The organism is Bacillus sp. RO1 (assembly GCF_012524115.1).
Lineage (GTDB): Bacteria > Bacillota > Bacilli > Bacillales > Bacillaceae_I > Sutcliffiella_A.
This window is the reverse complement of the sequence record NZ_JAAZWB010000067.1, coordinates 1-17,747: the sequence shown is the minus strand read 5'-3', so window position 1 is coordinate 17,747 and position 17,747 is coordinate 1. Positions and strand designations below refer to the sequence as shown.

Sequence of the window (17,747 nt, the reverse complement as noted above, 5' to 3'; positions counted from 1 at the left end):
ACAGGGCGATGAAGACCCGAGTGACGGGAAAATAGGTAGAGAGAGGTCCTCATCAGGGCGATGAAGACCCGAGTGACGGGAAAATAGGTAGAGAGAGGTTCTCATCAGGGCGATGAAGACCAGAGTGACGGGAAAATAGGTAGAGAGAGGTTCTCATCAGGGCAATGAAGACCTGAGTGACGGGAAAATAGGTAGAGAGAGGTCCTCATCAAAGCAATGAAGACCCGTGTGGCGCGGAAATAGGTGGAGAGAGGTCTTCATCAGGGGAATGAAGACCCGAGTGGCGCGGAAATAGGTGGAGAGAGGTCCTCATCAGGGGAATGAAGACCAGAGTGGCCCTGAAATAGATGGAGAGAGGTCCTCATCAAAGTAATGAAAACCTGATTGGCGCGGAAAAAGGTGGAGAGAGGTCCTCATCAAAGCAATGAAGACCAGAGTGGCGCGGAAATAGATGGAGAGAGGTCTGCAAATGTCTTTTCCATCCAATCGACATAAAAACCACTCATAATCTAGGACAGGTTGTGCATAAACTTGTACAAAAATAGATAAGGGATGGGATTGGATGTCTCTCAAAAGAAAAATGTTCAGCATTGCGTTAGCTTCGCTGCTGATCTTCTCCATATGCACCCCAAAGAATGTATTCGCTGAACAAGTAGGGGTAAGTGCTCGAAATGCAGTCTTGATTGAACAGGAAAGCGGCAGGATCATTTACGAAAAGGATGCACATGACAAGCAGAGAATTGCCAGTATCACCAAGGTCATGACAGCTATACTGGCAATTGAATCCGGAAAACTGGATGAGATTGTGAAGGTCAGTGATAAGGCTGTTCGTGCAGAAGGCTCCTCCCTGTACTTGAAACCAGGAGAAAAAATTAAATTGGAACATCTCGTTTATGGGTTGATGCTTCGATCTGGAAATGACTCTGCTGTTGCGATAGCCGAACATGTTGGAGGAAGTTTGGAAGGCTTTGTTTTCATGATGAACGAGAAAGCAGCAGAGCTTGGCATGACTAACACAGAGTTTGCTAATCCACATGGTTTGGATGACCATGAGAACCATTACTCTACAGCTTTTGATATGGCGCTGTTAACAAGATATGCTATGCAACATGACAAATTCAAAGAGATTGCAGGCACAAAAGTTTACAGAGCACCTGCTGCACCTGGTGAATCATGGGACAGGAGTTGGACCAATAAACACCGTCTAGTAACAGGTATGTATCAATATGCAACAGGTGGTAAAACGGGATATACAAAACGGGCAAAACGAACCCTTATTACGACAGCATCCAAAGATGGATTAGATGTTATTGCAGTGACATTGAATGGTCCAGATGATTGGAAAGATCATATTTACATGTTTAACCGGGCTTTTTCAGACTACAAATTGTATGATATTGCCCAAAAGGGAGAACTCGACAATGTGGAAGATGATTTCTATAAAGGGAAAGTCTCTCTCTCCCGTGATGTGAAATATCCTATGACGAAAAAGGAAAGAGAAAATGTAAGAATTAAGGTGACTTTAGAAAAACCAAAAAAAGAGTGGAAAGATGAGAGAAATGTACCGGAAGTGGTAGGGGAATATACAATAATTATCCATGATGAGGCTGTTGTGGAAACACCGATTTATTTCGAACAAAAACAAGAAAAGGAAGGCGGTTTCTGGAGTATCTTCAAGAATATCTTTTTCATTATGGCAGGAAAAACCCCATGGTAAACATTATTTGGGTGGCTATGACCATTATCGGAATCTTGTTTGCGATGATTAATGGAACGATGGATAAAGTGAACGAGGCAATTTTTACAGGTGCAAAGGAAGCGGTAACGATTTGCATCGGTTTTATCAGTATCCTGGTTTTTTGGCTTGGACTAATGAGGATTGCTCAGGAAGCGGGACTACTTGAAAAATTAGCATCGCTTTTTAAACCAGTTGTTCGAAGGGTTTTTCCGGAGGTACCACCAGATCATCCAGCAATGGGTTATATGCTTTCTAATATGATTGCTAACATGTTCGGCCTTGGAAATGCTGCTACACCAATGGGTATTAAAGCGATGGAACAACTTAGGGAACTGAACGGAGGGAAAATAGAAGCAAGCCGTTCTATGATTACATTTTTAGCTATAAATACATCAAGTCTTACTTTGATTCCTACCACGGTCATTGCCATCAGAATGAATTATGGATCTGCATCTCCTACGGAAATAGTCGGCCCCACACTTGTTGCTACACTTTGCTCCACTATCGCAGCCATAACCATCGACCGCTTATTCTATTACAGGCGAATGGCAAAAAGGAGGTAGGCCATGCAACTCATTTCGCTCATATCCTTATGGATGATACCTCTAATCATTGGGTTCATTCTTTTGTATGCTACGTTTAAAAAAGTTCCTACTTACGAAACTTTTGTTGAAGGAGGAAAAGAAGGAATCAAGATAGCGATATCTATCGTTCCATTCTTAGTTGGAATGTTGGTTGCCATCTCCATCTTCAGGGCTTCCGGCGCATTGGATTTTCTTGTAGAGTTTGTCAGACCGGCCATGCAGGCAATTGGGGTTCCTGCTGAAATAGTTCCACTTTCCATCATCCGGCCCATTTCAGGTACAGCAGCCCTTGGTATGACTACAGATATGATTGCAACCTACGGACCAGATTCATTTATGGGCAGGTTAGCTTCGGTACTCCAAGGAAGCACCGATACCACGCTGTATGTCATAACAGTTTACTTTGGAGCGGTTGGTATCAAAAAAATGGGAGATGCCTTAAAAGTAGGTTTGCTTGCGGATGTAGTGGGAATAGTTGTATCTATCTTAGTCGTTACCATTTTCTTTGCAATGTAAATACTTTACGCCGAGTCAAATATCGGCGTTTTTATTTTTTTTGAAAGCTATTTTACTGGTGATTTCAGTTCCAAGCGCCGTCCCGTGGAAAGCGAAGTTATTTGCGGAAAGGAACAGCGGTGTATGAACAAGCAACTAAAATGGACCGGGGGGTGTGCACGGTTTTTTCTTATTCTAATCCCCTTAATACGGTTATCTATTATTTCCTCTTTCTTTTTGCAAACAACAACAGGTATAATTAGAGTTTGCAAACATTGGGAATCATAGAAGTAGAGAAATCTTGGCTTTTATTGTGAAAGTCGGGTAAGATGTTGAATGAGGTGAAAGATATGGAACGGTTACAAAAAGTAATTGCACACGCAGGGATTGCGTCCAGAAGAAAAGCAGAAGAATTGATAAAAGAAGGCAAAGTCAAAGTTAATGATAAAGTTGTAAAAGAACTAGGCGTAAAAGTTAATCCAAATGACAAAATTGAGGTAGAAGGAATTCCAGTTGAACGCGAGGAACCAGTTTACTTCTTACTATATAAACCACGAGGGGTTATTTCTAGTGTGAGTGACGACAAAGGGAGAAAAGTAGCGACTGATTTCTTTCCTTACATTGAGGAGCGTATTTATCCTGTTGGTAGACTAGATTATGATACTTCCGGATTGTTGCTCATGACCAATGACGGCGAGTTTGCCAATGCACTAATGCATCCCGCTTCAGAAGTAGAAAAGGTCTATGTCGCAAAGCTAAAAGGAATTCCTACAAGAGAAGCTATCAAAAGCCTGGAAAAGGGTATCAAGCTAGAGGACGGCAAGACGGCACCAGCTCGAATTAAGTTGCTTTCGATGGAGAGAACGAAGAACACGTCTATCTTTGAAATTAGCATTCATGAAGGCCGTAATAGACAGGTTCGTCGTATGTTTGAAGCGATTGGCCATCCTGTCATGAAACTGAAAAGGGAGCGTTATGGCTTCCTGAACTTGCATGGACTTTCTGCGGGCGAAGCAAGAGAGTTGACTCCGCATGAAGTAAAGCAACTTCGTGTGATGGCGACAAAACCGAAAAAATAGTAGTGAAAGCGGAGGAAGCTTATAGGGCAGCTTCCGCTTTTGTTTGTTGCTGGCACCAGATGTCAGGGAACCTATGTTTTTCAGTCACAAAACCTTCATATTCTATTATCTATGCAAAAAGTAGTAAATGTTATAATAACAAGGATGAAATGTCTCAGTTTTAGGAGAGTATGTATATGAATAAAAAGAAACGTTTGCTGATGCGGACAAGCATACTATTGATTCTTTTAGTCGCAATCGGATATACCATGTATACAAACTTCTTCCAATCTAAAGAAATAGTGGATGTGGGAGATGAGGCACCAAATTTTGTACTCACAGATCTTGAAGGTAATGAAGTGATGCTTTCGGATTACCGTGGAAAAGGTGTGTTCCTTAATTTCTGGGGAACATGGTGTAAGCCGTGTGAAAGAGAAATGCCATATATGGAAAATCAATATCAAGCATTTAAAGACCAAGGCGTAGAAGTAATTGCTGTAAATATTAGAGAAACGAACCTGGCAGTCGAGAAATTCAGAGATCGTCATGGATTAACCTTTCCTATCCCGATGGATAAGCGTGACCAAGTAAGACAGGCCTACGGAATTTTACCATTACCGACGACTATTCTTCTGGATGAGAACGGCAAGGTCGTAAAAAAACATTCAGGTGAATTAACTGAGGAAAGAGTAAAAGAATTCATGGAAATGATTAAACCTGAATAATAGGGAGTTTTACGAATGAATGAAATAAAATGTGAATGTGGACACATTAATCCAGAAGGTACCATACTTTGTGAGGCGTGCGGAAAACCGACGGAAAATGATCAAAGTAAGGAAAAACTATTGGATATGCGCTATGAGGGTAGTGCTAGACGTTCACAAACCTATAACAAAACAATTATAGATAAAGTATGGAATTTCTTTTCATCTGTAAAGGTTGGTATCTGGATTATCTTTATCATTCTAGTTGCCTCTTCCATCGGAACCATTTTTCCGCAAAAAGATTATATCAATCAAGCAATTCCAGCTGAAATGTACTATGAGCAGGAATACGGGTTTGCAGGAAAGTTGTATTATACGTTAGGTTTCCATGATTTATACGGGTCATGGTGGTATATGCTTTTGATTGCAGCCTTAGGAATTTCCTTAGTTATTGCTAGTTTAGACCGATTTATCCCTTTACATAAATCGCTGAAAACACAAAAGGTGACCAGACATGAGAGCTTCATGAAACGCCAGCGTGTATATGGGATAACAGTGGTAGATAAAGATCCAAGTGAGGATATTGAAAAAGCTAAGCAAGGTTTACTTAAGCGTAAGTTTAAGGTGAGAGAAGAAGATGGAAACATTTTAGCAGAGAAAAATCGATTTTCCAGATGGGGTCCATATGTGAACCATATCGGAATCATCATCTTCCTTATTGGTGCTATGCTTAGGTTTTTCCCAGGTATGTATGTAGATGAAACAGTCTGGGTGCGTGAAGGGGAGACAGAGCTTATCCCTGGAACTGGTGGTCAATATTATTTAAAAAATGAAGGATTTATTTTTGAAACGTATAATAGTGAATCATCTGACGAAATTTTTAATTCCGCCATCTCCAGAGCGGGAGAAGATGCCATTGCGAGTAACTTCCAGACCAACGCCGTATTATATGAGCGAAAAGGAGAATATATTGTCGGGGCTGAACCTGAGCTTGAAAAAGTAAAAGAGCATGCCGTTCAAGTAAATCAGCCTTTGAAACATGATAACTATGCGCTCTATCAGGTAGACTATAAGTTAAACGAATTTAAGAGCATGTCATTTAACCTGGAAAACAAGGAGTCTGGTGAAAGTTTTGGTCCTATAAAAGTGGACTTGCTAAATCCGCAAGAAACATACGACCTTGGTGAAGGCATGTCTGTGGAATTGGTAAACTACTTTCCAGATTTCACTTTAGAGGGTGGAGAACCAGCAACTAAAACTCGGGTGCCAAATAATCCTGCATTTGTTTTCAGAATGATAACACCTGAGACACCTGAAGGGGAAATTGCACTTGTAGCAATACGACAAAACATTGAACCTAATGGTACAAACCAGAATAAGATGACATTTGCTGGAGTAGAGACGCGTAATGTATCAGGATTGACTGTTCGAAAAGACCTGACGTTATGGATACTTGGCACAGGTGGAGCCATCTTTATGATAGGTGTCATTCAAGGAATGTACTGGAATCACCGTCGTGTTTGGATTAGAAAGAACGGTAATGAAATTATGTTAGCAGGTCATACGAACAAGAACTGGTTCGGATTAAAAAATGAAATTAACAAAGCATTAGAAAATACTTCTATTTCCATTCCTGTCGATCAAGTCGAAGCGGAAAAAGCGCAGGAACAGAAGATAGAAAAGAAAGAGGAGGCATAATTATGGCTCAGCTAAGTGGTAATTTGCTTTACACTGCATTTATACTTTATCTGATTGGTACAGCCTTCTTCGGTGGGGCCATCCGTGGTAAAAAAGGAAATAAAGCCGCTAAAATAGGAATTTTAATTACAATCCTAGGCTTTACAGCTCAACTAGGCTACTTTATTACCCGTTGGATTGCTGGAGGGCATGCACCTGTAAGTAATCTATTTGAATTTACAACATTCTTCGGAATGATGATGGTGTTGGCTTTTATCGTCATTTATTTCATATATAAAACTAGTACACTGGGAGTTTTCACTCTCCCAATAGCATTGCTATTGATTGCTTATGCAGCGATGTTTCCAAGCGATATCTCCCCATTGATACCAGCACTACAAAGTCATTGGCTTGCCATTCACGTATCAACGGTAGCACTAGGAATTGCTATTCTGTCGGTCAGTTTTGCAGCAGGTTTAATATATTTGGTCAAAGTGGTAGATTATAGTAAAAAGGGTCAAAAGCCTTTTTGGGTGGAATTTACCCTATATGTGTTAATTTCATTCCTAGGATTTATTCTTATCTCCATTGGTTTTGGTGCAATGGATTACGAGGCGCAGTTCTCTTATATCAATAAAGATGGTGCACAAGAACAAGTAGTATATAACCTATACCCAATCGTTGGGCCAAATGAAGGGGAGTTACTGACGGAAAACAGAATGGATTCCCTTGTCAATCTATCCCCATGGATTAATACAGTAAAACTAAACACAGTAATATGGTCTCTTCTTGGAGGAGCATTACTGTACCTATTATTTAGAGTCGTCCTGAGAAAACCAATTGGAAAAGCATTAAAGCCTGCAGTAGCTAAGGTAAATCTTGATGTGGTAGATGAAATCGGGTATCGGGCAGTAACAATTGGCTTCCCTGTTTTCACACTCGGTGGACTTATCTTTGCCGCGATTTGGGCTCAAATAGCCTGGTCAAGATTCTGGGCTTGGGATCCTAAAGAGGTATGGGCGTTCATAACATGGTTATTTTATGCAGGATACCTACATTTACGTCTCTCTAAAGGATGGGAAGGCGAAAAATCCGCATGGCTTACGCTTGTCGGTTTTGCGATCATCCTATTCAACTTAATCGGCGTTAACTTAATCATTGCTGGTCTTCATTCCTATGCAATGTAAAACAAATAACCTGCCTTCACAGTATTGTGAGGGCTTTTCTTACAGAAATTCAAAGGGGGTTTACGGAAAATGGAAAAAGAAGTGAGAATTCTTGTAGTGGACGATGAGGATCGTATTAGAAGGTTGCTAAAAATGTACCTTGAGAGAGAAAATTACGTGATTGAAGAAGCAGATAATGGAAACACTGCGTTAGAGCTGGCACTTGAGAAAGAATACGATGTCATCCTGCTGGATGTTATGATGCCAGGAATGGATGGTATGGAAGTGTGTAAAGAAATCAGGGAAAAAAAGGCCACTCCGATCATTATGCTGACAGCCAAAGGGGAAGAGACAAACAGAGTACAAGGTTTTGAAATGGGAACTGACGATTATATTGTAAAACCGTTCAGCCCAAGGGAAGTAGTGCTTAGAGTGAAAGCGTTATTACGTCGATCTTCTAGCACCACCTTCCTGACTACGGAAACAACAACAAAGGATGTCATTGTCTTCCCCCATCTGACCATCGATAATGATGCACATAGGGTTACATCAGAAGGGAAAGAAATAAATCTTACTCCTAAAGAATATGAGCTACTATACTTCCTTGCAAAATCTCCGGACAAAGTTTTCGACCGCGAGCAGCTGTTAAAAGAAGTATGGCAATACGAATTTTTTGGGGATTTACGTACAGTCGACACGCATGTGAAACGTCTTCGCGAGAAGTTGAATAAAGTGTCCGAACCAGCCTCTAAAATGATTGTAACAGTATGGGGCGTAGGCTATAAATTTGAGGTTGGCAATGAGTCATGATTTGGAGAAGTGTAGTTGGTAAGCTTTGGCTTACCGTGTTACTCCTAGTTTCATTTGTATTATTTGTTTTAACCATTCTTTTACTAGAATTCTTTGAGAACTACCATGTGCAGGAAGCGGAGAAGGATTTGACGCAGGCAGCAAGTAAGATTTCGTTAATTCTTGAACAACATGAAGGCATGGAGCAATCCAAATCAATAGCATGGGAACTTGTTGATGAAGTGTCTCGGGTGGTCATTTTTACAGATAAAGGGGAGTACTCTCATTCCCCGACATCTCAATTTGACCATCTACCCGCTGAATTCTTCCTAAATGATCCGGATCTTTCCCTTGTCTTTGAAGATCAGCCCATCGTGACGAAAAAGACATACCTGCCTGATTTCCAAATCACAGATGAAATGCAAGGCGAAGTGATGATTGTTGGCATTCCCTTGCATATCAATGAGGATAAAGATGGAGCCGTATTCGTTTATCAGTCATTGCTTGCAGTTAAAGAAACTACAAAGCAAACAACGAAACTCATTCTGCTTGCCGCAGGCTTTGCGATTTTCTTAACGACTATTTTCGCATTCTTCTTATCTACAAGGATTACAGCACCGCTGCGTAATATGCGAGAGGCTGCGTTTGAAGTGGCAAGAGGGAAGTTTGATACAAAGGTTCCAATTTTAACTTCAGATGAAATTGGAGAGCTTGGAATGGCCTTTAATCAAATGGGACGACAACTCAAATTTAATATTAATGCATTAAACCAAGAGAAGGAACATCTGGCTAATATTCTAAGCAGTATGGCGGATGGGGTTATCACCTTAAACCGAGATGGCACCATTCTTGTAACGAACCCTCCTGCAGAGAAGTTTTTACAAGCCTGGTTCTATCAAGAAGGCAATGCCAGCGGGGAAGACCTTCCTGGAGAAGTGAAAGAAATGTTCCAGCGGGCTATTTCTGTTGAAAAAGAACAAACTATTGAATTAACCTATCAAGGGCGTACGTGGGTGATCGTTATGAGCCCACTATATGCCCAAACCCATATTCGTGGTGCAGTTGCCGTAATCCGGGATATGACCGAAGAGAGAAGGCTAGACAAACTACGTAAAGACTTTATTGCCAATGTATCCCATGAATTGCGTACCCCCATTTCCATGCTCCAAGGCTATAGTGAGGCGATTGTGGATGACATTGCGGGAACCGATGAAGAGAAAAAAGAGTTAGCTTCTGTTATTTATGATGAATCACTCAGGATGGGCCGCCTCGTAAATGATTTACTTGATCTGGCAAGAATGGAAGCAGGACATATCTCATTGAACTATGAGAATGCCAATATTGTCGCTTTTGTCGAAAAAATAACCAGAAAGTTTCAAGGCCTTGCAAAAGAGAAGTCAATTGTGTTGCAGTCTCATGTAGATGGTGATGGAGCTATCCAAATGGATGTAGACCGTATGGAACAGGTAATGACGAATCTAGTGGACAATGCGATTCGCCATACAGCAGATGATGGGACCATTACCATTCATGCAAAATTAATAAACAACGGTGTCAAAATAGATGTAAAAGATTCAGGTCACGGTATTCCTGAAGAAGACCTTCCTTTTGTTTTTGAACGGTTTTACAAAGCTGATAAGGCTCGTACAAGAGGCCGTGCTGGAACAGGTCTGGGTCTCGCTATTGTAAAAAATATCATTGAAGCTCACCGTGGTACCATTTCCGTTCATTCAAAAGAGAACGAGGGAACGACATTTTCTATGTATATTCCGCAGAATCCCTCTCAAAATGGAGACCTGTAGCGAAAAATCTTGTTTTCTATGAAACATTTTCTTGTCAAGACCAGACATATCTTGTAATATGAATCATAGCGAATTGAATAGCGATATGAAATAGTTGGTGTCACTTTTGTGACTTAATAGGGAATTTGGTGCGATGCCAAAACTGTCCCCGCAACTGTAAATGTGGACGAAATGAGATGACCACTGTATGAACGGGCTTAAGAACTAGGTCCCCATATGGGAAGGCTCAAAGTAGGAAGAAGCATAAGTCAGTAGACCTGCCAATTATGATACCAGTTTCAATACTTCGGGGGTTGAGTAGGAGAAACGGCAGAAATCCGTCTTTTTTGTCGTATTATGACATTGCCGTTTTTTACCTCATCCTGAATTGGGTGAGGTTTTTTTGTTTATACTCAACACACATTGATTGAGACATTCAGGGGTAAAGGTAGGGGAGAAAATTTCATTTCACGGTTCTACTAGCTGGACAAAAATTCATTACATAAGGGGAAAAACAAATGAAAAAACTTTTACTTACACTATTACTCACATTAACTCTAGCAATTACAGGGTGCGCTAATGCCAGTAATGAAACAAATCAAACAGGTAATAATGAAACACCTGCAGAAAATCAAGAACAACAAGAAAGCAAATTATCTACAAGCATTAAACTGACTAATCAAGGTGATGAAGTCATTAGTGAGGAAACAGTTGAGTTTGAAGAAGGTGAGTCCTTAATGGATGTTATGGACCGAAATTTTGATCTTACTACTGGATTCGGAGGAGACTTCATCGTCGGAATTGACGGCCTAGGGTCGGAGGAAGAATCTGATTATTATTGGAATATCTCCGTTAACGGTGAAAGTCTAATGGTCGGGGCAAGTGATTACGTGCTAGAGGAGAACGACGAAGTTCATTTTGATTACCAAAAGGTGGAATAATGATGGCAACCAGAAAAATAGCTTTGCTAGGTGTTCTAATAGCATTATGTGTGGTTGGAAGAATTGTCTTTGCCTCCGTCCCTAACGTACAGCCAGTCACAGCGATCATCATAATATGTGCTTTTTGGATGGGGCCAGTTTCAGGTGTGATTCTGGCAGCAGGCACGACCTTTGCAACAAATCTTGTTCTGGGCACTGGCATGTGGACATTTACACAAATATTTGCATGGTCTGTTATTGGATTGTTAAGTGGAGCAATTGGGATCTGGTTTAAAAGAATACCAGTATTCATTCTTTCCATCTATGCTGGACTTTGCGGGCTCTTTTTCGGTTTAGTTTTTTCTATTCAAAACATGATAGTCGGTGGATTTCCTTTTCTGCCTTATTACCTGGCAGGGCTTCCATTTGATATCAACCATGCAATAGGAAACGTCGTATTTTTTATCATTCTCTATCCGATACTTTCCAAACTCTTAAACGAACGAGCTTCCTTTGTAATACAAAGAAAAGAGAGTATAGCTGAATACCAAATGAGCAGTTCGTACAAGAAATGATATGGAGCGCCAATCCCATAAGATTGGCGCTTTTACTTTTATTTGGTAAGGTCCCTGCGGAAATAAACAGTGGTGTCAGCATACACCTCTAAATACGAAAATAGGTCGAAATATGTATGAAACCTCTTTGGAAAAGCCTACAAAAATCCCTACAATCCTAGATGGACATCCCTTATACTTATATTACAAACAAAAAACTAAAAGAAATAATTACCATATAACCCTAGGCAAATTGTAATTTTTTTAATATATTTGTAATGTAACTTTCTTAATATAATAAACGACTAATGAAATGAACGGAGGGAAACTATGAATACCGTTTTTCAAGAGCTCTATGAAAAATATCACCAGGATGTTTATCAGTTCTTATATTACATGGTGAACAACAAGGAGCAAGCGGAAGACCTCGTTCAAGAAGTTTATATAAAAGTTTTGCGTTCCTATGACCGTTTTGAAGGGAAAAGCAGCGAAAAGACCTGGCTGTTTTCTATTGCCAAGCATGTTGCCATTGATTCCTTTCGCAAACAAAAAGGATGGAAAAACAAACTACTTGAAACTTTCGACTGGAATAAGCAACAGGTCACAGATCATGCTCCTCTTCCTGAAGAGATAGCCGTACAAAACGAACAAGTTCAACAAATGTACCGGTGCTTGGATAAATGTAAAGTCGACCATCGACTAGTCCTTGTCTTGCGGTACATACAAGCCCTTTCTATTCAAGAAACAGCCCATATTCTTGGCTGGACGGAAAGTAAGGTGAAAACAACTCAACATAGAGCCTTAAAGGTCTTGAAGGCATATATGGAAGAACTTCAAGAGAAAGGAGGAAACAGCAATGCGTCATAATGATGAAGACCAAATGGAAAAGCTGTTAAGGCAAATGCCTAAAATTAAAGATGATCGTGATCCGAAACAAATATATAGAGAAATACAACCGAAACTAGTGAATTCCCCACGCCGTTCAAAAGTAGTACCTGCTTTTGCATTGGTTGCTGCTTTAGTCCTTTTCGCCCTTGTGGCCCCGATGTTCATTAATAACATGCAATTTGACATGAGTTTAAGCGGTTCTGATGCGAATAGTGGCTCAGAAGAAAGTATGGATATGGCAACAATGAATGCAGATGAAACGTCAGATGATTCGGCGGCAGACACCAGCAGGGAAGCGCTAGAGGATAAATCTTCATTAAAGGCGGAGGGAGAAGAGGAAACAAATGCCTTTGCTGCAGCGGAGATCCATACAGCAGAAGGAAAGAGTTTTGTTACATCTTCGTTTAATGAAGAGTCAGAGTACGCCGTTACCATTGGGGTGTCATTGATGGATGTGGATAACATTAAATACGGAGGTTATACTACGCCATTGACAGTAATCGTTCCTCGTGGTGAAAATGACACATACGTGGATGCTCTGAATAAGGTTCGAGGGGCAATTGCATATCAGGATTATGGGACTAATGCCCCGATTATCAATGACAATGTAAAAATATCTGAAGGGGACATAGGGTTAGCTAGTCCGATGCCAATATTAGATGTAAGTGATATGGCTAAAGGATTAGCATCATACCAAGAGATACTTTTCCCTAAAGAACTTAGTGATACTTTCAGTACTAACTATACTCACATCTTGTTTAGTGACAATGGATCAACTAAAGGTGTGGAGATTGGCCAAAATGTATATGATGGTCCGGTAGAGTTACAGACTAAAAACAAGAGGGCTTATTTCAAATATCATACAGGTAGCTTACCTTTACTTGTAGCCGGAAATGATCGGTATTTATCAATTGGGGAAGCTCTTAAGGCGATGACCGTTGCACCTGAGCAAGCTGATTATAGTAAGCTAGAAGCATCCATTCCAGAGACGGTAAAAGTGGAAGGGGTGGCGTTGGAAAGTGATGATGCGGTAGTTCGCATTAAGCTAGCAGATAGCAGCGTACTTGAAAATAACGACGAAACCATTTTTGCCCTTGAGGCGATGATGATGGTAGCTAAAGAGTTTGGATTGAGGGCCGTGGTTTTTGAATCCTCTCAAAATGGAACGATTGGGACCATTACACTCAATGAAGAAGTAAGGGTTCCTTATTCGCCGAATCCAATTCCATATAGTGAGTAAGTTGAAAAAGCGTGCCACCTGGGCACGCTTTTTTACTTTTTTTGCTCTATCAAAGCCCGAAAATCCTTCAGGAAAGCAAAAACGGTAACAGAGAAGGGTTCTCTCTGCCCGAAACTCCTTCAGGAAAGCAAAAACGGTAACAGAGAAGGTGTCTCACCGCCCGAAACTCCTCCAGGAAAGCAAAAACGGTAACAGAGAAAGGTTCTCTCTGCCCAAAACTCCTACAGAAAAACAAAAAAGGTAACAGAGAAAGTGTCTCACCGCCCGAAACTCCTCCAAGAAAGCAAAAACGGTAACAGAGAAGGGTTCTCTCTGCCCGAAACACCTCCAGGAAAGCCAAAAAGGTAACAGAGAAGGTGTCTCACCGCCCGAAACTCCTCCAAAGAGTCAAAAACGGTAACAGAGAAGGTGTCTCACCGCCCGAAACTCCTTCAGGAAAGCAAAAACGGTAACAGAGAAAGGTTCTCTCTGCCCAAAACTCCTACAGAAAAACAAAAACGGTAACAGAGAAAGTGTCTCACCGCCCGAAACTCCTCCAGGAAAGCAAAAACGGTAACATAGAAGTAGCCTCTACCCGAAACTCCTCCAGAAATATAAATGAGGGCATTTCACCGCACTCCCCCTCAACTATATACATATTTAAATTCAGTAAGTAAATACTACCCCCATATATAGGAAGAATACCATTTCTCCCACTTAAAGGAGGGTACATATGTTCAGTATTATTGTAGGGCTAGTGCTTTTAATGTTACTAGCATACCTCGGCTGGTCCATTATCTGGATAGCTCCACTTGTTTCTGCAGTTGTAGCGTTGTTAAGCGGTTTGGACCTCTTACCAGCGTATACCCAAACGTATATGACGGGCTTTGTTAATTTTGCCAAACAATGGTTTCCGGTATTCTTGCTTGGCGCCATCTTTGGAAAATTGATGGAAGACACAGGTGCAGCTCAAGCTGTTGCATTTAAAATCACTAAATTGTTAGGAAAAAAGAGAGCCATTCTTGGAGTATTAATAGCTGCAGCAGTACTGACATATGGCGGGGTGAGTTTGTTTGTTGTGGTGTTTGCCATTTTTCCGCTGGCCATTGCGCTATTCAGGGAAGCGGATATTTCTAGAAAGCTGTTACCTGGTACATTTGCTCTAGGTGCCTTCACATTTACGATGACTGCTTTGCCAGGAACACCTCAAATTCAAAACCTGATTCCTATTCCCTACTTTAAATCAACACCTTTATCTGCCCCTATTATGGGTATTGTAGCCGGCTTAATAATGGCTGTCGGGGGTTATTTCTATTTGAAGTGGAGAGAAGGAAGATTAACCAAAGCTGGTGAGACATTTGATGAACCAAAAGGCGGCCAAGAGGTTAAACAAATTAAAGAAGAAGAGTTGCCTAACTGGATTTTATCCTTTCTACCATTATTAATCGTGGTGATCACACTAAACGGATTTAAATGGGACATCATTCCATCCCTAATCGTTGGAACATTGGCTATTATGCTTTTTAACTTAAAAAAATACAAATCTTTTATTGGGGCTATAAATGGTGGTGCATCAGGGTCAGTAATGGCCATCATCAATACAAGTGCTGCTGTAGGTTTTGGGGCAGTCGTAACAGCGGCTCCGGGATTTGAAACATTAACGGATATTTTACTTGGTATAAAAGGAAACCCCCTTATTTCTGAGGCATTGTCTGTTCAATTAATGGCAATGATTACAGGTTCTGCATCCGGAGGTATGGGTATTGCCTTGGAAGCTTTAGGAGATCAATATCATCAATTGGCGCAATCTACGGGGATGAATCCAGATGCTTTTCACCGTATAGCTGCCATTGCGTCAGGGGCCTCAATTTTACCTCATAATGGCGCATTACTTACGCTTTTTGCTGTAACGGGTCTTACCCATAAAGATTCATATAAAGACATCGCAGTAGTGGCATTATTAATTCCTACTGTAGCTGTTGTGGTAGCCATTATTATGGCAAGCATTGGGATCATGTAAATTGAAATGGAGGAAGTAGGATGGTTGAGAATAAAGTTGTATTTATAACTGGAGCAGCACAAGGAATAGGGTATGAAATTGGAGAGCGTTTTGCTGAAAATGGAGCAAAAGTGGCTATTTCTGATATCAACGAAGAAGGAATTGAAAAAGCAGTTAAACAATTGAAGGACAAAGGACATCAAGTGTTCGGAGTTAAATGTGATGTGACAAACGAAGAAGAAATAAAAAGCGCATTGGACCAAACCTATGAACACTTTGGGTCCATAGATATCTTAATAAATAATGCAGGGATGCAACATGTTGCCCCGATAGAAGAGTTCTCTACAGAAAAATATGAGCTGTTGCTAAAAATAATGCTCATTGCACCATTTATGGCTACAAAACATGTCTTTCCTTTAATGAAAAAGAACGGATTTGGAAGAATTTTAAATATGGCATCCATAAATGGATTAATAGGTTTTGCCGGTAAAGCGGGGTATAACAGTGCGAAACATGGTGTAGTCGGCCTTACGAAAGTAGCCGCATTAGAAGGGGCGGAACATGGAATCACTGTGAATGCATTATGCCCTGGTTATGTGGATACTCCACTTGTTAGAAATCAGTTACAAGCTCTTGCAAACACAAGAAATATTCCATTAGAAAAAGCGTTAGAATTGGTTATATATCCGCTTGTTCCGCAGAAGCGTTTATTATCGGTAGATGAAATTGCTGACTATGCTTTGTTTTTAGCAAGTGATAAGGCGAAAGGTGTTACTGGCCAGGCGGTTGTCATGGATGGAGGGTACACCGCACAATAGAATGGAGAGATGAGGGAATGAAGAAGGAATCCAAAGAGAAGCTGAGGGCGCAGGAAGAAGCCACGGCTACAAACATGAAACTTGAGCAGCAGTTCTATCATGAGTCAGATCATCAGGACGGCAGCTTATACAATCTGGGAGATAGTACTCCGCTATTAAATGATGAGGAAAAAGGTGCTGATTAGGCATCTTTTTTCTTTGCGAATTTTTTGAAAATATGTATCAACTTTCTCTGGATAAATAGTATAATTAGCAAAAAAGATGAGAGGGGATATAAATCTATGCTTACTGATTATCATAACCATCTGGAGAGAGGGACATTAACGTTAGACTATTTGAAACAGTTTACGAGAGTAGCTCAAGAAAAAGGCATTCACGAGTTCGGCATCTCAGAACATGCCTATCATTTCTATCAAACAAAGGATATCCTCAGTAATCCTTGGGTGGAAGAACGAAGATATTATGATATGGCAGATTATTATCAACTTTTTCAGCAGGCGTGGAATGAAGATATCAATGTGAAAATGTCCATAGAGATGGATTATACACCTGGCAAGCACGCGGAGATGAAAAAGTTTATTGATACATATCCTTTTGACTATGTGATAGGTTCCATACATTGGGTGGAAGACTTTGGGATTGACTTGGCTGAGTTTCGTAAAGAATGGGATCGCCGAGATACCAATGAGGTATACACTAAATATTTTGATCAAGTTGTCACCCTAGCGCAGTCAGATATGTTTGATATTATCGGGCACCTAGATTTGGTGAAAATTTTCAAATATGTGCCAAAGGATGAAGAGTTTCTATTGGAGCAATATGATCGCGCAGCTTCTGCACTTGCCAACTCAAAAACATGTGTGGAAATTAGTACAGCTGGACTCCGAAAACCTGTTGGAGAACTATATCCTGATAAACGGTTGTTGAAGATGTGTCATGATAAAGGGGTGCCAATTGTGCTATCCTCGGATGCACATGTACCTGAACATGTCGGTGCGGATTATGACCAAGCTGTTCAACTTGCCAAAGAAGTAGGTTACAAAACGGTTATGACCTTTAACAGAGGCGAACGTAGAGAAGTGGAATTGGGTTAATCCTCCTTCCTTTTTGACAACAAGTAAGAGGCTGGGACAAAAGTGTTTTAGTCTAAATAAATAAAACCCGAACTAATTTAAAATCTTATATTAGTTCGGGTCTTTTTTCGTTTAAAAGATACATTTATTTTTTAGGTTGCACCAGCTGTTGATTGGAGCAAAAGGCGAAGACTCCTGAGGGAGATAGCGGTAGCTTGAGACCCCGCAGCGGAGCGAGGAGGCTCAAGCACCGCCCCTAGGAAAGCGAAGCCATTTGTGGAGAT

The 17,747-nt window shown here is 40.7% G+C and carries 17 protein-coding genes and 1 riboswitch; all 17 genes read left to right on the top strand.

Annotation, left to right across the window (positions count from 1 at the left end):
* Nucleotides 1-562: 562 nt before the first annotated feature.
* The 17 genes from HC179_RS09780 to HC179_RS09700 all read left to right on the top strand — a co-directional run bounded on the left by HC179_RS09780 (nucleotide 563) and on the right by HC179_RS09700 (nucleotide 17,484).
* Nucleotides 563-1,717: a D-alanyl-D-alanine carboxypeptidase family protein gene (locus HC179_RS09780; RefSeq protein WP_168864165.1), complete on the top strand. Its 1,155-nt coding sequence runs from the start codon at nucleotides 563-565 to the stop codon at nucleotides 1,715-1,717.
* Nucleotides 1,711-2,301, top strand: coding sequence for a nucleoside recognition domain-containing protein (locus tag HC179_RS09775; RefSeq protein ID WP_088018596.1), 591 nt, complete (start codon nucleotides 1,711-1,713; stop codon nucleotides 2,299-2,301). Before HC179_RS09780 ends, HC179_RS09775 begins: the two co-directional genes overlap by 7 nt.
* Nucleotides 2,302-2,304: 3 nt before the next feature.
* Nucleotides 2,305-2,838, top strand: coding sequence for a spore maturation protein (locus tag HC179_RS09770; protein ID WP_168864164.1), 534 nt, complete (start codon nucleotides 2,305-2,307; stop codon nucleotides 2,836-2,838).
* A gap of 329 nt (nucleotides 2,839-3,167) precedes the next feature.
* On the top strand, nucleotides 3,168-3,896 hold the full coding sequence (locus tag HC179_RS09765) for a pseudouridine synthase (RefSeq protein ID WP_168864163.1): 729 nt from the start codon (nucleotides 3,168-3,170) through the stop codon (nucleotides 3,894-3,896).
* A gap of 176 nt (nucleotides 3,897-4,072) precedes the next feature.
* On the top strand, nucleotides 4,073-4,600 hold the full coding sequence (resA, locus tag HC179_RS09760; protein ID WP_168864162.1) for a thiol-disulfide oxidoreductase ResA: 528 nt from the start codon (nucleotides 4,073-4,075) through the stop codon (nucleotides 4,598-4,600).
* 15 nt (nucleotides 4,601-4,615) lie between these two features.
* Nucleotides 4,616-6,277, top strand: coding sequence for a cytochrome c biogenesis protein ResB (resB, locus tag HC179_RS09755; protein ID WP_168864161.1), 1,662 nt, complete (start codon nucleotides 4,616-4,618; stop codon nucleotides 6,275-6,277).
* Nucleotides 6,278-6,279: 2 nt separating this feature from the next.
* Nucleotides 6,280-7,443, top strand: a complete 1,164-nt coding sequence (ccsB, locus tag HC179_RS09750) for a c-type cytochrome biogenesis protein CcsB (protein ID WP_168864160.1) — start codon at nucleotides 6,280-6,282, stop codon at nucleotides 7,441-7,443.
* Nucleotides 7,444-7,512: 69 nt separating this feature from the next.
* Nucleotides 7,513-8,232: a response regulator transcription factor gene (locus HC179_RS09745; protein WP_060667004.1), complete on the top strand. Its 720-nt coding sequence runs from the start codon at nucleotides 7,513-7,515 to the stop codon at nucleotides 8,230-8,232.
* A complete protein-coding gene (locus HC179_RS09740; RefSeq protein WP_168864159.1) occupies nucleotides 8,229-10,013 on the top strand; it encodes an ATP-binding protein in 1,785 nt (594 codons plus the stop codon). The genes HC179_RS09745 and HC179_RS09740 overlap by 4 nt, the downstream gene beginning before the upstream one ends.
* 78 nt (nucleotides 10,014-10,091) lie before the next feature.
* A riboswitch (cobalamin riboswitch) is annotated at nucleotides 10,092-10,292 on the top strand.
* A 218-nt stretch (nucleotides 10,293-10,510) separates the two neighbouring features.
* Complete coding sequence (locus HC179_RS09735) at nucleotides 10,511-10,933, top strand: DUF4430 domain-containing protein (protein ID WP_168864158.1); 423 nt, start codon at nucleotides 10,511-10,513, stop codon at nucleotides 10,931-10,933.
* Nucleotides 10,933-11,487 carry an ECF transporter S component gene (locus tag HC179_RS09730; protein WP_240948506.1) on the top strand — a complete coding sequence of 185 codons (555 nt, stop codon included), beginning with the start codon at nucleotides 10,933-10,935 and terminating at the stop codon, nucleotides 11,485-11,487. The genes HC179_RS09735 and HC179_RS09730 overlap by 1 nt, the downstream gene beginning before the upstream one ends.
* A gap of 309 nt (nucleotides 11,488-11,796) precedes the next feature.
* Nucleotides 11,797-12,333, top strand: a complete 537-nt coding sequence (gene sigX / locus HC179_RS09725; RefSeq protein ID WP_168864157.1) for an RNA polymerase sigma factor SigX — start codon at nucleotides 11,797-11,799, stop codon at nucleotides 12,331-12,333.
* Nucleotides 12,323-13,594: a hypothetical protein gene (locus HC179_RS09720; RefSeq protein WP_168864156.1), complete on the top strand. Its 1,272-nt coding sequence runs from the start codon at nucleotides 12,323-12,325 to the stop codon at nucleotides 13,592-13,594. Before sigX ends, HC179_RS09720 begins: the two co-directional genes overlap by 11 nt.
* 712 nt (nucleotides 13,595-14,306) lie before the next feature.
* A complete protein-coding gene (locus tag HC179_RS09715; RefSeq protein ID WP_168864155.1) occupies nucleotides 14,307-15,593 on the top strand; it encodes a GntP family permease in 1,287 nt (428 codons plus the stop codon).
* Between the two features lie 20 nt (nucleotides 15,594-15,613).
* A complete protein-coding gene (locus tag HC179_RS09710; protein ID WP_168864154.1) occupies nucleotides 15,614-16,390 on the top strand; it encodes a 3-hydroxybutyrate dehydrogenase in 777 nt (258 codons plus the stop codon).
* A 17-nt stretch (nucleotides 16,391-16,407) separates the two neighbouring features.
* Nucleotides 16,408-16,575 (top strand): hypothetical protein, encoded by a 168-nt coding sequence (locus tag HC179_RS09705; RefSeq protein WP_168864153.1) that lies wholly within the window; start codon nucleotides 16,408-16,410, stop codon nucleotides 16,573-16,575.
* Nucleotides 16,576-16,671: 96 nt separating this feature from the next.
* Nucleotides 16,672-17,484, top strand: a complete 813-nt coding sequence (locus HC179_RS09700) for a histidinol-phosphatase (RefSeq protein WP_168864152.1) — start codon at nucleotides 16,672-16,674, stop codon at nucleotides 17,482-17,484.
* The last annotated feature ends 263 nt before the right edge of the window (nucleotides 17,485-17,747 follow it).

Excerpts from the sequence above, each read along its gene's own strand:
- HC179_RS09780 (WP_168864165.1), top strand. The coding sequence starts at position 563 with ATGTCTCTCAAAAGAAAAATGTTCAGCATTGCGTTAGCTTCGCTGCTG.
- HC179_RS09775 (WP_088018596.1), top strand. The coding sequence starts at position 1,711 with ATGGTAAACATTATTTGGGTGGCTATGACCATTATCGGAATCTTGTTT.
- HC179_RS09770 (WP_168864164.1), top strand. The coding sequence starts at position 2,305 with ATGCAACTCATTTCGCTCATATCCTTATGGATGATACCTCTAATCATT.
- HC179_RS09765 (WP_168864163.1), top strand. The coding sequence starts at position 3,168 with ATGGAACGGTTACAAAAAGTAATTGCACACGCAGGGATTGCGTCCAGA.
- resA (WP_168864162.1), top strand. The coding sequence starts at position 4,073 with ATGAATAAAAAGAAACGTTTGCTGATGCGGACAAGCATACTATTGATT.
- resB (WP_168864161.1), top strand. The coding sequence starts at position 4,616 with ATGAATGAAATAAAATGTGAATGTGGACACATTAATCCAGAAGGTACC.
- ccsB (WP_168864160.1), top strand. The coding sequence starts at position 6,280 with ATGGCTCAGCTAAGTGGTAATTTGCTTTACACTGCATTTATACTTTAT.
- HC179_RS09745 (WP_060667004.1), top strand. The coding sequence starts at position 7,513 with ATGGAAAAAGAAGTGAGAATTCTTGTAGTGGACGATGAGGATCGTATT.
- HC179_RS09740 (WP_168864159.1), top strand. The coding sequence starts at position 8,229 with ATGATTTGGAGAAGTGTAGTTGGTAAGCTTTGGCTTACCGTGTTACTC.
- HC179_RS09735 (WP_168864158.1), top strand. The coding sequence starts at position 10,511 with ATGAAAAAACTTTTACTTACACTATTACTCACATTAACTCTAGCAATT.
- HC179_RS09730 (WP_240948506.1), top strand. The coding sequence starts at position 10,933 with ATGATGGCAACCAGAAAAATAGCTTTGCTAGGTGTTCTAATAGCATTA.
- sigX (WP_168864157.1), top strand. The coding sequence starts at position 11,797 with ATGAATACCGTTTTTCAAGAGCTCTATGAAAAATATCACCAGGATGTT.
- HC179_RS09720 (WP_168864156.1), top strand. The coding sequence starts at position 12,323 with ATGCGTCATAATGATGAAGACCAAATGGAAAAGCTGTTAAGGCAAATG.
- HC179_RS09715 (WP_168864155.1), top strand. The coding sequence starts at position 14,307 with ATGTTCAGTATTATTGTAGGGCTAGTGCTTTTAATGTTACTAGCATAC.
- HC179_RS09710 (WP_168864154.1), top strand. The coding sequence starts at position 15,614 with ATGGTTGAGAATAAAGTTGTATTTATAACTGGAGCAGCACAAGGAATA.
- HC179_RS09705 (WP_168864153.1), top strand. The coding sequence starts at position 16,408 with ATGAAGAAGGAATCCAAAGAGAAGCTGAGGGCGCAGGAAGAAGCCACG.
- HC179_RS09700 (WP_168864152.1), top strand. The coding sequence starts at position 16,672 with ATGCTTACTGATTATCATAACCATCTGGAGAGAGGGACATTAACGTTA.